A 15,011-nucleotide genomic window follows, 5' to 3' on the forward strand; every position below is an offset into this window, starting at 1 on the left:
GAATCTCTGCAAACGTGAGGGGCGATTGATGGCAAGGATCGATAGTGCCCATCCGGCGGAGCTAGGGAGACCTTCCACTCTCACCTTTGAATAGGAATCGTCTGAATTCCTTGCATTCCTTGTCAACAAGGGAGGATTGTTATCCGAACACGATGCAGCCATGGAAATTCAGCCGGGTGACTTCGCTACGCGAGCGCTGCTTTCGGTGCATGGACGATCGCTGTGCCGGCGCTTCAGGAAATCTACTTAACCAAGTGCGTCGTTGAACGGCCCCTCTTCCCGGCAGGGCTATCGCATATGATAGTTCGAGTTCGCCGGATGAGCTCGGCCCGCATGGTCCGAGACGCGCCGAAGGCGGCGCTCCTCACCATGACGGTTGACGATCTCTCCGCAAGCCAAAGACCAGCCCCCAGCTCCGAACCGGCGCTGCACACGGGTCATGAACTCGACATCCTGGCCTGGGGAGGGCCGTCGGGAGCAGTATGGCCGCTGATCCTCTGATGCACTCGTTGCCCAGCCCTGAGGTTGGTTCCGATCGCTGGCGATTGCATATTATGGCGAGCATTGCGCTTCCCGTTGGAGAGGTTTGCAATTTCATAGCCCGTTTGGCCTCCTGGCGGGACTTCGCGTTAGAATGGACGGCAGAAGCACATGAGGGCGCGAATGAGTAACTTGGCGGTATTGGATCCGCGTGCAGCCTTTCTCGATGTCGGCAGCGAGAAAATGTATGCGTCGATCGCGAGAGGGCCAACCGCGGTGTTCGGCACGGTGACCTCGCAACTGCATGCGCTGCGCGACTATTTGGCCGAACATCGGTGCGATCGGTCGCGATGGAAGCGACCGGGATCTACTGGTTACCCTCTATGGGGTGGAAGGAATAGATCCGGACCTGTGGTAGTGAAGCGGACCCATCCGGGACTACGGACATCAATCGATAGCTATGATCCTAGCGAGCACTGATGCGGATCGCCTGTGGACAGGGCCGCCCGTGTAAAGCATGCCGGGACGGCGCGGCTTGGACCCGAAGAGAATTCATCGAAACCTCCGATTATTGAGCTGGTGCGCACGCTCCAATTACCTTGTCGTGTCGCCGCCGAGCTGCTCGATGATCCCCCTCAGCGAGGTCGTCAGTTCCTCGACCTGCTGGGGCTCGTGTCCTGACGCGCGAGAAAGCCTTGCACGTAAACAGGCGTGGAAGTCCTTTCCTAGTAGCGTTGGTGCGGCTCCCTGCGACGAGCCGTTCGAGCCCTTCGGAAACGAAGTCGTAGGGTCTCAGAAAAGTGGGACAACGGCCCTCGATGCGGCATGTGGCTCCGCAGGATTGAGGCCAGCGTGAGGCGGCGAATTGTCGTGCGGGTTCGTGTGCAATGTCGTGTTCGCAGCATGTTGGAGGATAACAAACAAGTGCGGGTTGGCTTTCGGGCGTTGCGCTTCGCTTGCGTCCAGTTGGCCGCGCAGCGGCCCGTGCGCAGAAGCGTCGGGTCATTGGCCTGACTTTTGCTCCGCTTCTTGCCAACGGCGTGCGGCTCACTGCTTTGTCGGTGTTCGCTGCAGAACGTGAAACTCTAGGTGACCAAAGGCCATGACATGAAGAATTCCAGCTCCCTGACAATCAAGGTGCTAGGCACTGTCACTTTTGCCCTGGCCTTGATGGCGCGTACCGCGCTGACGGTCGAATACAAAACGGAAAATAGCCGGGATCCTAGCTCCCAGGACGTTCCTGTGAACAGGAGCGTTCTTGCTCAGATCACACCCACCTGGGAACGACCGGCGAGCTTCATGCTTCAGAACGGCCTGCAAGTTGTGGTGATCGTCGATCACCGCACGCCGGTGGTGACGGAGATGATCTGGTACAAGGTCGGCTCCGCCGACGAGAAGCCGGGCAAATCGGGATTGGCGCATTTCCTTGAACATCTGATGTTCAAGGGAACGGCCAACCATCCGGCCGGCGAATTCTCTCAGACCGTGCAGCGGGTCGGCGGCAACGAGAATGCCTTCACCTCGCTCGATTACACCGCATATTTCCAGCGCGTGCCGAGAGAGCAGCTCGCGCGGATGATGGAGTTCGAAGCCGACCGCATGACCGGCCTGATCCTGAAGGAGGAGAACGTGCTGCCCGAGCGCGACGTCGTGCTGGAAGAATTCAACATGCTGGTCGCCAACAATCCGGATGCACGGTTGACCGAGCAGATCATGGCTGCGCTCTACCTCAACCACCCCTACGGCCGGCCCGTGATCGGCTGGCGCCAGGAGATCGCGAAACTTGATCGCGAGGATGCGCTCGCCTTCTACAAGCGCTTCTACGCGCCAAACAACGCGATCCTGGTCATCGCCGGCGACGTCGACGCCAATGAAGTCCGTCTTCTGGTCGAGAAGAATTTCGCTGATATCCCTGCGCACCCGGTGATCCCCGCCAAACGCATGCGTCCGCAAGAACCCATCCCGGCGGCGCCGCGCACCGTGACACTGTCAGATCCGCGAGTCGAGCAGCCCGGGTTGCGCCGTTATTATCTCGTGCCTTCCGCAGCCACAGCGACCGCCGGCGAAAGCCCGGCGCTCGACGTGCTCGCGCGACTGATGGGTGGCGGCTCCAATTCCTATCTGTATCGGGCACTGGTGATCGACCGCCCGCTCGCGGTCTCTGCCCGCGCCGGCTACGCCGACATCGCGCTCGATGCTTCGCAGTTCTCCATCTCAGTGACGCCGAAACCCGGCGTGGAATTTTCGCAGATCGAACTCGTGATCGATGGCGTGATCGCCGAAATCGCGCAAAATCCGGCCCGCGGCGAAGACCTCGAGCGCGTCAAGACGCAGTTGATCGCGCAAGCGATCTACGCCCAGGACAACCAGCAGAGGCTGGCGGGCTGGTATGGCGGCGCGCTCACCACGGGGCTGAGCATCGACGATATCATAAGCTGGCCGGACCGCATTCGCGCGGTCACCGCCGCGCAGGTCAGCGAAGCCGCACAAAAATGGCTCGACAAGAAACGCTCGGTGACCGGCTACCTCATCAAGGATGCCGCGCCGAAACGCGAGGAGAAGCGCTCGTGATCAACCGCTTAACCTGCCGCTCGGCGCTGATCGGCAGCGCCTGCGTTGCGATGATGATGTTCTCTTCGGCGCCGTCTCAGGCCGCCGGAAAGATCCAGCGGGTGGTTTCCACCGGCGGCATCGCGGCCTGGTTCGTTCAGGACGCCACCGTTCCCCTGATCGCGATGGAATATGCCTTCGATGGCGGCGCGGCTCAGGACCCGGCCGACAAGCCCGGCGTGGGCAATCTGGTCGCCGATCTACTCGACGAAGGCTCCGCCGACCTCGATTCCAAAACCTTTCGCGAGCGTCTCGATCGCCGCGCCATCGAACTCAACTTCTCCTCGACCCGGGATCATTTCCGCGGCTCGCTGCGCATGCTGAAAGGCAACAAGGAGGAGGCCTACGATCTCCTGCGCATGGCGCTGACCGCGCCGCATTTCGAGGCCAGCGACGTCGAGCGGATTCGTGCCCAGGTGCTCTCGGGGCTACGCCGCGACAGCACCAACCCCAGCGCGCTCGCCGAACGAAAGTTCCTCGAAATCGCGTTCGGCGGCCATGCCTATGGCCGGGGATCGAGGGGAACGCTGGATAGCGTGCCAAGAATCGTTGTCGCCGACCTGAGGGACTATGTCGGCCACGTGATCGCCAAGGATACGCTGCGGATTGCGGTCGTCGGCGATATTGACGCCGATACGCTCGGCAAACTGCTCGACAAGACGTTTGGCAGCTTGCCCGCCAAAGCTAACCTTAGGCCCGTTCCTGATGTGCTAGCGGCAAAGCCGCCGCAGCGCGCCTTCATTCCACTCGATGTGCCGCAGACCATCCTGCAGTTCGGCGGTCCCGGCATCCGCCGCAATGATCCGGATTTCATGGCGGGGTACGTCGTCAACCATATCCTCGGCGGCGGGTTGTCGTCGCGACTTTTCCAAGAGGTCCGGGAGAAACGCGGGCTGGCCTATTCGGTCCATGAATCGCTGCTCTGGATGGAGCACTCCGCGGTGTTTGTCGGTGGTACCGGCACCGGCACCGACCGTGCCGGCCAAACCCTCGATCTGATCGAAAAGGAAATCCGCCGCATTGCCAAGGAGGGCCCGACCCAGAAAGAGCTGGATGAGGCCCAGTCGTATCTGAAGGGCTCGCAGATGCTGATGCTCGATACGTCGTCAAAGCTCGCCCAGGCGCTGTTGCAATATCAGCTAGACGAACTGCCGATCGACTATATCGAGAAGCTCAACGTCCTGGTCGATGCCGTGACGCTGGAGGACACCGAGAAAGTCGCGCGGCGGCTATGGGGCCAAGGCGTGCTCAGTGTCATCGTCGGCCGCTCTCCACCGGCAGCAGCCGAGTCGACGACCCCGCCATCGGCCGCGAAGCCGGCGGCCCCCAATTAACTTTTCAAGTAGCTTGGGGGGCGGCGTAGGCGCGAGCCTGGCTCTGCCGTGCCCCCGCTTGCATTGTTCGCGCTGGTCGTGTCGTTGTTCCTGGAGAGCTTGGCATGCTGCTCGCGCAGCCAGCTCTGCAACTCGATAATCAACGGGCGGCGACGCTCTTGACTTTGGAACAGGAGGTCGGTGGTTCGAGCCGAACTGGGTTGGCAAATCGTGTGATCTGACGACCACCGCGCACGCAACTGGCAGCCGAGGGATCCAGCACGCGCGAAGTACGCCTCTGACATCGCTCTTGCAGCGATTGATCACCTGTTCGATCATGAGCTGGGCCACACGTTCAACGGTCACTCCGCTCTGAAGAAGCAGGTCACCGGCTCCAGCCGGATCTCAGAAGCGGAATCGATTTCATCTCGCTCCGCGCTGAACCACCAAACTCTGGAATTTCAGGCGATTGTTTCGCTATCGGACAAGGTTTGCACCGACTTAGCACGGGTCCGGCCGTCACTGAGAAACAGGTGTATGACCTATTGTGTGCGGTCTATCTTCAGTGCCGAATATGGACGGAGGGTTTAGGTGCGACCACCGTCGAACGCGTGTTAACACAGAAAAACCATCCGCCCGCAAACATCCGACTGCAATTGATCTTGGGCTTGAGCGTTGAAGTGGTGTTGCAGCGCAAGTTGATGTCCATGCCCAACTCTCGGAGAGCTGGTGATCAGCGCAATCCTCGAGTGTGAGGAAGGTCTTGCGCGGTTGATGGGGACGTCGGTAATCCCGATGGTCCTGATGGACGATGCTGGTTTGACCCGGTCGGTCTTGCCGGCCTTGCTCGACGACTGGAAAAAATTACGGCCGCGATTGCTGCCGTATGCCTTCGGCGGAAGGCTGAGCCCGGACCTCTCGTAAGAGGCCAACCGTCATATAACTCCGCATTGGGCGTTAGCTATGCTGCAGCAAATCAGTCTCGCGTTTGGGTTCTAAATAATTCTTTGGGGCAGCGGCGCGTGATAGAAGGCAGCCCATGGGCTGATCTCAATAGGGATGAACAATGGGCATTGCGATAATGGGAGCCGGTCTCTTTCCATTGAAATGTGCAGCCCCCTTGCCCTCCTTTGCGAAGAGATGCCGTTTTGAACGGCGTCGCCGGGGTAAGTTTCGCCGGGCGATTTGATAAAGGACTGCGGTCGGGGATGCCAAGTGCGATCGAACTCATTGTGGATGGTTACGTTAGCCTGCAAGACCGGAGGGCTCTCGACGATTTGCACATGCAGCGCCGGAAGCTGGCCGCGGGCCTAAAAGGACGTACAGGTTTTGATTTCCAGACAACTGTCGAGCAGATCGAGAAAGATATCATCGTGATCGAGGCTGGGCTGGCGCGGTTGGATGGCGCTGCGCCGAGCTAACCTCCCGAAGCCGCTCGGGTTCAAGCTGCCGGCTTATCTTCCTTCTCCGCCCCGCGCACCAGCCCGGTCGAGCCGATCCAGCGGCAGGATCGACTGCGCACGACGCATGACGCAACTCCAATTCAAGGAGCAATCGCCCGGCTATCGGATCGTTCCGGCCGACGACTACGCCCCTTCTCCGGTTGGTGCCAGTCGAGCCGTCACAGCTACGCCCAAAGAAAAGAGGCGGCCGACTGGGTCGGCCCTTGTCATTAGCTCGGCGCTCTCAATCCTGGGGAGCTAATCCAATGCTGAAGCTGGAGGGCGGTTTCGCTTATGCGCGCCGCGAGCAGCGTTTCGCGCTTCGCTCCGGGCGGTGCCGCCTCTGCGCAGCGGCGGGCTTCGTCCGCCAACTGAGCGCGTCGAGCGGTCAGGGGAATGACTTGTTTCTTTCTGGTTAGCATGGGATGGCTTCGCCTAAGGGCGGAGCACGAGCAGCTCTCAGTCACCGACAGATGCCGTGATGGGGCCGGTAATGGAATGAATAGGCGCCTGTTCCGTCAGAATAGATACCAAATTCGGCGATGCAAAACAGGCCGCAGCCATTGATTTGGGCCACCGTCCTTGAAATTCGCAATTAGGCTGTTCTCATTAAAATGCCGCCCGCTTAAATGAAGCGCGGGCGGCGGCGTTCCAGCCCCGAGAGGGACAAGCAAAATCCCGGATATCCATTGGCCTGGACAGGCAGCGTAAAGGTTCACTTTCTGCTTCGGCGAGGAGGCGCAGCCCCGTCCTACGGGGACGATCGCGCCTCAGCACGTGTTTGTGATCGGAAGAGACCGCAGCGAATCCTCGATCGGGTCTACAATTGAACTGACGAGAACCCGGATGGGCCGCATTTTGGCTCAGCGGCACAGGGGCTACCTCTCTCGGGGATCCCACCATATAGAACACGTGCTTCCGATACGGGAGCTTAGTATGCGAATTGATTTCAGGTTGGCGGCGGATACCGCGCCAAGTGATCTTGCGTTGAAGGACCGGCAGGTCGATCCCCAAACGCGAGGAACAGAACCTACAGCCGCGAACGACAACGATGTGACGTGGCCGTTCATTCCGTTTCCGGAAGATTGGTATGCGTCAGTTTGATTGCTGGTCGGCGCATCCAGTTCGGCGGCGTCCGCTCGCCTCGGGTAAAGCACGGTACTTGTCGGCTGTCCAATCGCGCTATGGGGCCAAATTGGGAAGGTTCGCCACGGGTTCGGCGGGACAGGAACTCGCGCGAGGCTGGCTCGAAGTCAGGCGCGGGCCTGCTTGAGAATGGGGCAGCGCCATAGCGCACGGTCAGTCGGGTGGACCCAGCGCGAGGCCCGCTCCCTAAAGGATAAGGGCTTGAAGAACCGGGACCGGCCAAGCTACCCAGGTGACCCGCAAGTAGGCGTTGTCCAGCACGTGGTACGGGATGTCGCTGGCGCGCGCCCTGACCTGGTTGCCATGGTTCATTGCCTGCGCGACGATGACCGCCATCAGGCTGTCGGCGTCGGCGACCTTCTTTGCATAGCGCGGCTGCAAGGGTGTCAGCGCTGATAGGAATTGCCACTGGCCGTTGACGAAGCGGAACACGTCGGCCAGGTCGCAGAATGGCAGTTGCTCGTAGAACGCCTTGTCGCGGGTCTTCTGGTTCTCGCCTTTGGGCTTTCGCCAAGTCAGCTTCTGCGAGGTCTTGTCGTATTCTAGGTGTATCGGCTTCCCCTGTTTCAGCTCGCGGTTGAAGGCCAGCCATTGCGCTTGCAGCTCGGCCGCCAGCGCATCGTAGCGGTCGGCTTGCAGGCCCGATGGCTTGCCATCAGCGTCGAAGGTCAGCAGGCACGGCTGCAAGCGTTTCGGCAGCGTGGCTGCTGGACATCTGCGGCCGTTGCGATAGGCGCTGCTGTTTGGCGAACACACCCTTGGCCCAGGCCAGCGCCACGAGTCACAGGCTGTCCGGGTCGGTGCCGGCGAGATCGAGCACGGCGTACAGCGGTCGAAGATGCCGACGGATACGCTCGGCCAGGCCGTCCACCGCCTGCCAATGCAAAGCCAGTTTGCTCACCGACTCCACGCTCATGCGCAGTGCCGTGGTTTGCAGCGTATCGCGGGGCATGATCTTGTAGGCGCGCTGGCGTACATCGCCGAACGCGTGGGATCGGGCACGCTGTCGTCGATGTAAAGCGACAGCAGGCGACCGACCTGTGGCGTGTCTTGCTGACGGCGCACCTGCTCCGCGACAAAGGATTGCTTGCACCCGCACTGCTCTCGTCTTCCAAGTGCTTCATATGATAGGCCATCGCATCGACCAGATTGTCAGAGAGCTGCCGGTAGCGCACCATGCATAGCACAGCAGATAGAGGTTAATCTGATTGGCCTTCAGATTGCGCAGGTCGTGGATGGTGTAGAAGATTCGCCAGGCTCGCGTAGTACAGAAGGTTTTGCTGCGAGACGCCGAGCTTGGGCAGCAACGCCTTGGCGATCCCGTGCAGCGGCTCCAGCGTGGCGCGCTTCTCGCGCTCGCGAGCCATCTGCCGCCAGCCAAAATCCTTGGCGTCCTGCCTGAGTGCCGCCAATTGGGACAGGGTCTCGTCGCGCACCAAGAGGTGACTCAGCGCGGCCTTGGCCTGTTCGTCCAGCATTTTCGCCAGTAGACCGCCCAGCCGCCGACGCTCGGCGGACAGGGCTTCGCTGACCAGCTCTTGCAGGGCGGTGTAGCCGGGCCGGATGGTCTTGTGCTCATTGAGCCAGCCAATCAACTCGGCGGCGACGAATCCTGGCGTCACGTCGCGCCGAACGATTTGCGCGGCTTGCTGCGCGAGCTGCTGCAGGAAGTCAGCCGCCCCCGGCCAGTAGCAGAACAGCGCAGCGTTTCGCTCGCGCTGGCTGTAGTGTTCGTGCTTGATGATCAGCTTGCGCTCGAACCCATCGCCGTGGAAATAGCGACTCAGCACGAAGGCGCAATCGTCCTCGACCTCGTTCCAGTCAAAGCGAAAGAAGGCATGGTTGGCTTTGGACAGGATGCAATAAACCCGTGCGGTGAGGCTGCGGCGGCTGCTGGCAAGCGCCAGTTCGGTTTCGGTCAAGGCCAGGTATAAATCCGGCAGGCCGTGCAGGGCTTCATGCTCGGCGTCCGATAGGACGGTCAAGCTTTCGCTCTTGGTCGTCATCCCGATGACGCTCCACGGGAGCCCATCCAACCGACCCGCGCCAAGGTCTCGAGCAGCGTGGTTCGCCTGACGCCGAAGTTGCGCCATACTGCCGCTTTGGACATGCCGCCATCCAGCGCGGCGATGATGGCGTCCAGCTTCTCGCCGGTGATCGCCTGCTGCCAGCCGCCGATCCGACCGCACTTGCGCGCGGCGGCCAGGCCGGCGACGACACGCTCCTGGGTCAAAGCCGCTCATACTGCGCGAGCGCGCCGAACAACTGGAACAGGAATTCGCCCGAGGGCGTCGTGGTGTCCAGGTTCTCGGTCACCGAGCGGAACGCCACCCGATTGTCCTTGAGCGAGGTCACGATGGCGAGCAGGAGCGGCAGGAGCGGCAGGGGCGGCCAAGCCGGTCGAGTTTCCACACGACCAGCACGTCGCCGGGCCGGACGAATTCGAGCGCTCGCGCCAAGCCGGTGCGGTCATCCTTTGCGCCCGAGGGGTGATCCTCGAACAGGTGACGCGGATCAACTCCGGCGGCGAGCAGCGCATCGCGCTGCAACTCCGTGCTCTGGCGGTCGGAGTCCGACGACACGCGCATGTAGCCAACCAACATAGGCGGATGCCCATCGGAAATAGGTTTCCGTATGGCAGCGCGTGGCGACAAAGTTTTCCGCATATTTTTTTGCGCCACCAGGCGTTTAGCTTAGGGCGCAACTACAAGATTCGGTAGTTGGCTAAAGCCACCTTGAGGCCCTAGGGTCCGGCCGCCTTCCCCGTCGATCATCGTCGACGAACAGAACTGAACGCAAGCGCGCGTGAAGCCGCTGCCCGCGGCGCCTGCCGGTCACCTTCCGCCCTTCCATCGCTTAGAGAGTGAAGTGCCACCATGTCCGAACAACCCTTGCCGACGCTGCCGATGTGGCGCGTCGATCACATTGAGCCCTCGCCCGAGATGTTGGCACTACGCGCCAACGCTCCGATCCACCGCGTGCGCTTCCCGTCCGGGCACGAAGGCTGGTGGGTGACCGGCTACGACGAGGCCAAGGCGGTGCTGTCCGACGCGGCGTTCCGGCCCGCCGGAATGCCGCCGGCGGCATTCACCCCCGATTCGGTGATGCTCGGTTCGCCGGGGTGGCTGGTCTCCCACGAGGGGGGCGAGCATGCCCGGTTACGCACGATCGTGGCGCCGGCCTTCAGCGACCTCAGGGTGAAGCTGCTCGCGCAGCAGGTCGATGCAATCGCCGCGCAGCTGTTCGAGACGCTGGCGGCCCAGCCCCAGCCCGCCGACCTGCGACGCCACCTCTGCTTTCCACTTCCGGCCATGGTCATCAGCGCGCTGATGGGCGTGCTCTACGAGGATCACGCCTTTTTCGCCGGGCTGTCGGACGAGGTGATGACGCACCAGCATGAAAGCGGCCCGCGCAGCGCCTCGCGCCTAGCCTGGGAAGAATTGCGCGCCTACATTCGCGGCAAGATGCGGGACAAGCGCCAGGATCCGGGCGACAACCTGCTGACGGATCTGCTCGCGGCGGTCGACAAGGGCAAGGCGACCGAGGAAGAGGCGATCGGCCTGGCGGCGGGCATGCTGGTGGCGGGGCACGAGAGCACCGTCGCGCAGCTCGAATTCGGCCTGCTGGCCATGTTCCGCCATCCGCAACAGCGCGAACGCCTGGTCGGCGATCCATCCCTGGTGGACAAGGCGGTGGAGGAAATCCTGCGCATGTACCCGCCGGGCGCGGGCTGGGACGGCATCATGCGCTATCCGAGGACCGACGTGACCATCGCGGGCGTGCATATTCCCGCGGAGAGCAAGGTGCTGGTCGGCCTGCCGGCGACGTCGTTCGATCCGCGCCATTTCAAAGACCCGGAAATCTTCGACATCGGACGCGATGAAAAGCCGCACCTGGCGTTCTCCTACGGGCCGCACCACTGCATCGGCTTGGCGGTGGCCAGGCTGGAACTCAAGGTGGTGCTCGGTTCGATCTTCCAGCGCTTTCCCGCGCTGCGCCTGGCCGTGGCGCCCGAAGAACTGAAGTTGCGCAAGGAGATCATCACTGGCGGGTTCGAGGAGTTGCCGGTGCTCTGGTGATGCGCGGACGCCGCCGGGAATCGCGATCTTCTGCGCAGTTTGCCGGCGCGCTTGGTGCGCGCCGGTCAGATCAGCCAGCCAACAGGTAACTAAGATGGACGTGCAAGAAACCACGGCAGGCCGGGACGCCTTCGCCGAACTGGCGTCGCCAGCGTGTATCCACGACCCGTATCCGTTCATGCGGTGGTTGCGCGAGCACGATCCGGTGCATCGCGCGGCCTCGGGCATCTTTCTGTTGAGCCGCCACGCCGACATCTACTGGGCGCTCAAGGCCACGGGCGATGCGTTTCGGGGACCTGCGCCGGGCGAACTGGCGCGCTATATCCCGCGTGCGGCGAACAGCCTGTCGCTCAATCTGATGGCGTCCACGATAGCGATGAAGGACCCACCGACGCATACGCGTCTGCGCCGGCTGATCTCTCGCGATTTCACCGTGGGCCAGATCGACAACCTGCGGCCGAGCATCGCGCGCATCGTCGCAGCGCGTCTGGACGGCATGGCGGCCGCGCTGGAGCGCGGGGAGGCGGTGGACCTGCATCGGGAATTCGCGCTGGCCTTGCCCATGCTGGTCTTCGCCGAACTGTTCGGCCTGCCCCAGGACGACATGTTCGGGCTCGGAGCCGACATCGGCGCCATTGTAGAAGGCCTGAGCCCGCACGCCAGCGATCCCCAGCTCGCCGCGGCGGACGCGGGCAGCGCCAGGCTACAGGCCTACTTCGGCGACCTCATACAGCGCAAGCGCACCGATCCCCGCCACGACATCGTGTCGATGCTGGTCGGCGCACACGACGACGATGCCGACACGCTGTCAGATGCGGAGTTGATCAGCATGCTGTGGGGCATGTTGCTGGGCGGCTTCACCACCACTGCTGCGACCATCGACCACGCAGTCCTGGCGATGCTGGCGTATCCCGAACAGCGGCACTGGCTGCAGGGAGACGCTGCGGGGGTGAAGGCATTCGTCGAAGAAGTCCTGCGCTGCGACGCGCCCGTCCTGTTCAGCGCCACTCCGCGTATCACCCAGCGCGACATCGAACTGGGCGGCGTGGTGATCCCGAAGGACGCGGACGTGCGCCTGCTGATCGCGGCCGGCAATCGCGATCCGGACGCCTTCGCCGATCCCGACCGCTTCGATCCCGCGCGGTTCTACGGCACCAATCCTGGCATGTCGACTGACGGGAAGATCATGCTGAGCTTCGGCCACGGCATCCACTTCTGCCCCGGTGCGCAACTGGCCCGGATCGAGTTGGCCGAGAGCCTGCCGCGGATCCAGGCGCGCTTCCCCACGCTGGCATTGGCCGAGCAGCCGACCCGGGAGCCCTCCGCGTTCCTTAGGACGTTCCGCGCGCTGCCCGTGCGGCTGCATGCGCAGGGGGGGGCCTGAGATGCGGGTCGTGGTCGACCAGGATCTGTGCGGAACCACCGGGCAGTGCGTGCTGACGCTGCCGGGCACCTTTCGCCAGCGCGAACCGGACGGGGTGGCCGAAGTGTGCGTGGCGACGGTCCCGCAGGCGCTGCACGCCGTCGTGCGGCTCGCGGCCAGCCAGTGCCCGGTCGCTGCCATTCGGGTCATCGAAAGCGACGCTGGCGATGACAAGCGCGCCAGCGCCGACCCTGCGCCTTCTCCGGCGGAGGCCGAGCGGCATGCCGCGAAAAACCAACGCAATCCGCGAGGATACGATGGGACGGTTTGAAGGCAAGGTGGCCGTGGTGACCGGCGCCGGCGCCGGCATCGGCAGGGCATGCGCCCTCGCCATCGCGCGCGAGGGCGGCAGAGTGGTGGTGGCCGACATCGATGGCTCGGCGGCCATCGCCTGCACGGCGCAAATCGCCGCCGAAGCGGGCCACGCGCTGGCCCTGGCCATGGACATCGCCGATGCGCAGGCGGTGGCAGCGCTGTTCGAGACGGCGGAGCGGCACTTCGGTGGGGTCGACCTGCTGGTGAACAACGCGAGCGCCATGCATCTGACCCCGCGCGATCGCGCGATCCTCGACCTGGACCTGGCGGTCTGGGATCAGACCATGGCGACCAATCTGCGCGGCACGCTGCTCTGCTGCCGGCAGGCCATCCCACGGATGATCGCCCGCGGCGGTGGCGCGATCGTCAACATGTCATCGTGCCAGGGGCTCAGCGGCGACACTGCGCAGACGTCCTACGCCGCGTCGAAGGCGGCGATGAACATGCTGTCGGCCTCGCTCGCCACCCAGTACGGTCATGCGCAGATCCGCTGCAACGCGGTTGCGCCGGGTCTCATCATGACCGAGCGTCTCCTCGCCAAGCTGGACGAGAGCATGCAACGGCATCTGCGCCGGCACCAGCTCCTGCCGCGCGTCGGCCGCCCCGAGGACGTGGCCGCGCTGGTGGCGTTCCTGCTCTCCGACGATGCTGCGTTCATCACCGGCCAGGTCGTGTGCATCGACGGCGGCATGCTGGCGCATGTGCCGACGTACGCCGACGGTGGCAACAGCCGCGCCGCGCGGCCTGCCGGCGACTCCGCCGAAACGCCTGCGGCGCCGCGCTGCTGATGGACATGCTGCTCAACCCTCTGGCTCGTCGGCACCGGCTGCGGTACGACATCCCTGTTGTGCCCGGCGCTTTCCCCCTGGTCGGGCATCTTCCCGCCATCGTCCGCGACCTGCCGCGCCTGCTGCGGCGCGCGGAACGGACGCTGGGCAGCCACTTCTGGCTGGATTTCGGCCCTGCCGGACACCTGATGACTTGCGTGGATCCGGATGCGTTTGCACTGCTCCGGCACAAGGACGTGTCCTCGGCGCTGATCGAAGAGATCGCGCCCGAATTGCTTGCCGGAACGTTGGTCGCCCAGGACGGCGGCGCGCACCGGCAGGCGCGCGATGCGATCAAGGCGGCGTTCCTGCCCAAGGGGCTGACCCAGGCCGGCATCGGCGACCTGTTCGCGCCCGTCATCCGGGCGCGGGTGCAGGCGTGGTGCGACCGCGGCGAGGTAAGCATCCTGCGCGAAACCGGCGACCTGATGCTCAAGCTCATCTTCAGCTTCATGGGAATCCCCGCGCAGGACCTGCCGGGATGGTATCGCAAGTACCGGCAACTGCTGCAGTTGATCGTCGCGCCTCCGGTCGACCTGCCCGGACTGCCCTTGCGGCGCGGCCGCGCCGCCCGCGACTGGATCGACGCGCAGTTGCGCCAGTTCGTCCGCGACGCGCGCGCGCATGCCGCGCGCACCGGGTTGATCAACGACATGGTGAGCGCCTTCGATCGCAGCGACGATGCGCTCTCCGATGACGTCCTGGTCGCCAATATCCGCTTGCTGCTGCTTGGCGGTCACGACACCACCGCCTCGACGATGGCCTGGATGGTGATCGAGCTGGCGCGGCAGCCTGTGCTGTGGGATGCCTTGGTCGAGGAGGCGCAACGCGTGGGTGCGGTGCCGACCCGGCACGCGGATCTGGCGCAGTGTCCGGTCGCCGAGGCGCTGTTCCGCGAGACGCTGCGCGTGCATCCGCCGACCACGCTCGTGCTGCGTCGCGCGCTACAGGAATTGCAACTCGGCCAACGGCGCATTCCCGCGGGCACCCATCTGTGCATCCCGCTGCTGCATTTCTCGACCTCGGCGCTCCTGCACGAGGCGCCTGATCAGTTCCGCCTGACGCGCTGGCTGCAACGCACGGGGCCGATCCGGCCGGTGGACATGCTGCAGTTCGGTAACGGCCCACACGTCTGCATCGGCTACCACCTGGTATGGCTTGAACTGGTGCAGTTCTGCATCGCCCTGGCACTGACCATGCACAAGGCCGGGGTGCGGCCGCGGTTGCTGAGCGGCGTCGAAAAAGGCCGGCGCTATTACCCGACCGCACATCCGTCCATGACAGTCCGCATCGGATTCTCATGAGTTGGCATCGCATGCCCCGTGTGGCGAGGCAGCGGCGCCGGCGACGCGCGGCATTGCTGGACTCGGCGCGCG

15 protein-coding genes and 1 pseudogene are annotated in these 15,011 nt (G+C 63.5%); 12 read left to right on the forward strand and 4 right to left on the reverse strand.

The features are described from left to right. The first annotated feature begins 318 nt into the window (after nt 1-318). The 7 genes from AB7245_RS06480 (at nt 319) to AB7245_RS06510 (ending at nt 6,949) form a co-directional block, all read left to right on the forward strand. Nucleotides 319-501 carry a hypothetical protein gene (locus AB7245_RS06480; RefSeq protein ID WP_439033982.1) on the forward strand — a complete coding sequence of 61 codons (183 nt, stop codon included), beginning with the start codon at nt 319-321 and terminating at the stop codon, nt 499-501. Nucleotides 502-1,779: 1,278 nt separating this feature from the next. Then, complete coding sequence (locus AB7245_RS06485; RefSeq protein ID WP_439033983.1) at nt 1,780-3,051, forward strand: M16 family metallopeptidase; 1,272 nt, start codon at nt 1,780-1,782, stop codon at nt 3,049-3,051. Nucleotides 3,052-3,101: 50 nt separating this feature from the next. Beyond that, nucleotides 3,102-4,424, forward strand: coding sequence for a M16 family metallopeptidase (locus AB7245_RS06490; RefSeq protein ID WP_439035705.1), 1,323 nt, complete (start codon nt 3,102-3,104; stop codon nt 4,422-4,424). 708 nt (nt 4,425-5,132) lie between these two features. Continuing rightward, complete coding sequence (locus tag AB7245_RS06495) at nt 5,133-5,327, forward strand: hypothetical protein (RefSeq protein ID WP_231144009.1); 195 nt, start codon at nt 5,133-5,135, stop codon at nt 5,325-5,327. A gap of 224 nt (nt 5,328-5,551) precedes the next feature. Beyond that, nucleotides 5,552-5,824: a hypothetical protein gene (locus AB7245_RS06500; protein WP_425364268.1), complete on the forward strand. Its 273-nt coding sequence runs from the start codon at nt 5,552-5,554 to the stop codon at nt 5,822-5,824. Between the two features lie 287 nt (nt 5,825-6,111). Beyond that, a complete protein-coding gene (locus AB7245_RS06505; protein ID WP_439033984.1) occupies nt 6,112-6,264 on the forward strand; it encodes a hypothetical protein in 153 nt (50 codons plus the stop codon). Nucleotides 6,265-6,781: 517 nt separating this feature from the next. Next, nucleotides 6,782-6,949 carry a hypothetical protein gene (locus tag AB7245_RS06510; RefSeq protein WP_439033985.1) on the forward strand — a complete coding sequence of 56 codons (168 nt, stop codon included), beginning with the start codon at nt 6,782-6,784 and terminating at the stop codon, nt 6,947-6,949. A gap of 285 nt (nt 6,950-7,234) precedes the next feature. Here AB7245_RS06510 and AB7245_RS06515 read toward each other — a convergent pair. The 4 genes and pseudogenes from AB7245_RS06515 to AB7245_RS06530 all read right to left on the reverse strand — a co-directional run. Then, nucleotides 7,235-8,997, reverse strand: a pseudogene (locus AB7245_RS06515) (DUF4158 domain-containing protein); the annotation flags it as partial. After that, on the reverse strand, nt 8,994-9,224 hold the full coding sequence (locus AB7245_RS06520) for a hypothetical protein (protein WP_439033986.1): 231 nt from the start codon (nt 9,222-9,224) through the stop codon (nt 8,994-8,996). The gene AB7245_RS06520 and the pseudogene AB7245_RS06515, both read right to left, overlap by 4 nt. Then, complete coding sequence (locus AB7245_RS06525) at nt 9,221-9,346, reverse strand: recombinase family protein (protein ID WP_439033987.1); 126 nt, start codon at nt 9,344-9,346, stop codon at nt 9,221-9,223. Before AB7245_RS06525 ends, AB7245_RS06520 begins: the two co-directional genes overlap by 4 nt. Then, entirely contained in the window at nt 9,343-9,594 is a 252-nt protein-coding gene (locus AB7245_RS06530) for a recombinase family protein (RefSeq protein WP_439033988.1), read from the reverse strand. The genes AB7245_RS06525 and AB7245_RS06530 overlap by 4 nt, the downstream gene beginning before the upstream one ends. Nucleotides 9,595-9,867: 273 nt before the next feature. Between AB7245_RS06530 and AB7245_RS06535 the strand changes: the two genes are divergently transcribed. From AB7245_RS06535 to AB7245_RS06555, 5 genes are all read left to right on the forward strand, one after another. After that, nucleotides 9,868-11,070, forward strand: coding sequence for a cytochrome P450 (locus tag AB7245_RS06535; RefSeq protein ID WP_439033989.1), 1,203 nt, complete (start codon nt 9,868-9,870; stop codon nt 11,068-11,070). Between the two features lie 94 nt (nt 11,071-11,164). Continuing rightward, entirely contained in the window at nt 11,165-12,454 is a 1,290-nt protein-coding gene (locus tag AB7245_RS06540; RefSeq protein WP_439033990.1) for a cytochrome P450, read from the forward strand. A gap of 1 nt (nt 12,455) precedes the next feature. After that, nucleotides 12,456-12,764, forward strand: coding sequence for a ferredoxin (locus tag AB7245_RS06545; RefSeq protein ID WP_439033991.1), 309 nt, complete (start codon nt 12,456-12,458; stop codon nt 12,762-12,764). Beyond that, nucleotides 12,751-13,596: an SDR family oxidoreductase gene (locus tag AB7245_RS06550; protein ID WP_439035706.1), complete on the forward strand. Its 846-nt coding sequence runs from the start codon at nt 12,751-12,753 to the stop codon at nt 13,594-13,596. The genes AB7245_RS06545 and AB7245_RS06550 overlap by 14 nt, the downstream gene beginning before the upstream one ends. Then, a complete protein-coding gene (locus AB7245_RS06555) occupies nt 13,596-14,939 on the forward strand; it encodes a cytochrome P450 (protein WP_439033992.1) in 1,344 nt (447 codons plus the stop codon). The genes AB7245_RS06550 and AB7245_RS06555 overlap by 1 nt, the downstream gene beginning before the upstream one ends. Nucleotides 14,940-15,011 lie beyond the last annotated feature (72 nt).

Source organism: Bradyrhizobium sp. 604_D8_N2_3 (assembly GCF_051810765.1).
Lineage (GTDB): Bacteria > Pseudomonadota > Alphaproteobacteria > Rhizobiales > Xanthobacteraceae > Bradyrhizobium > Bradyrhizobium barranii.

Coding starts and splice junctions, on each gene's coding strand:
- AB7245_RS06480 (WP_439033982.1), top strand. CDS start 319: ATGAGCTCGGCCCGCATGGTCCGAGACGCGCCGAAGGCGGCGCTCCTC.
- AB7245_RS06485 (WP_439033983.1), top strand. CDS start 1,780: ATGCTTCAGAACGGCCTGCAAGTTGTGGTGATCGTCGATCACCGCACG.
- AB7245_RS06490 (WP_439035705.1), top strand. CDS start 3,102: ATGATGATGTTCTCTTCGGCGCCGTCTCAGGCCGCCGGAAAGATCCAG.
- AB7245_RS06505 (WP_439033984.1), top strand. CDS start 6,112: ATGCTGAAGCTGGAGGGCGGTTTCGCTTATGCGCGCCGCGAGCAGCGT.
- AB7245_RS06510 (WP_439033985.1), top strand. CDS start 6,782: ATGCGAATTGATTTCAGGTTGGCGGCGGATACCGCGCCAAGTGATCTT.
- AB7245_RS06530 (WP_439033988.1), bottom strand. CDS start 9,594: ATGTTGGTTGGCTACATGCGCGTGTCGTCGGACTCCGACCGCCAGAGC.
- AB7245_RS06535 (WP_439033989.1), top strand. CDS start 9,868: ATGTCCGAACAACCCTTGCCGACGCTGCCGATGTGGCGCGTCGATCAC.
- AB7245_RS06540 (WP_439033990.1), top strand. CDS start 11,165: ATGGACGTGCAAGAAACCACGGCAGGCCGGGACGCCTTCGCCGAACTG.
- AB7245_RS06545 (WP_439033991.1), top strand. CDS start 12,456: ATGCGGGTCGTGGTCGACCAGGATCTGTGCGGAACCACCGGGCAGTGC.
- AB7245_RS06550 (WP_439035706.1), top strand. CDS start 12,751: ATGGGACGGTTTGAAGGCAAGGTGGCCGTGGTGACCGGCGCCGGCGCC.
- AB7245_RS06555 (WP_439033992.1), top strand. CDS start 13,596: ATGGACATGCTGCTCAACCCTCTGGCTCGTCGGCACCGGCTGCGGTAC.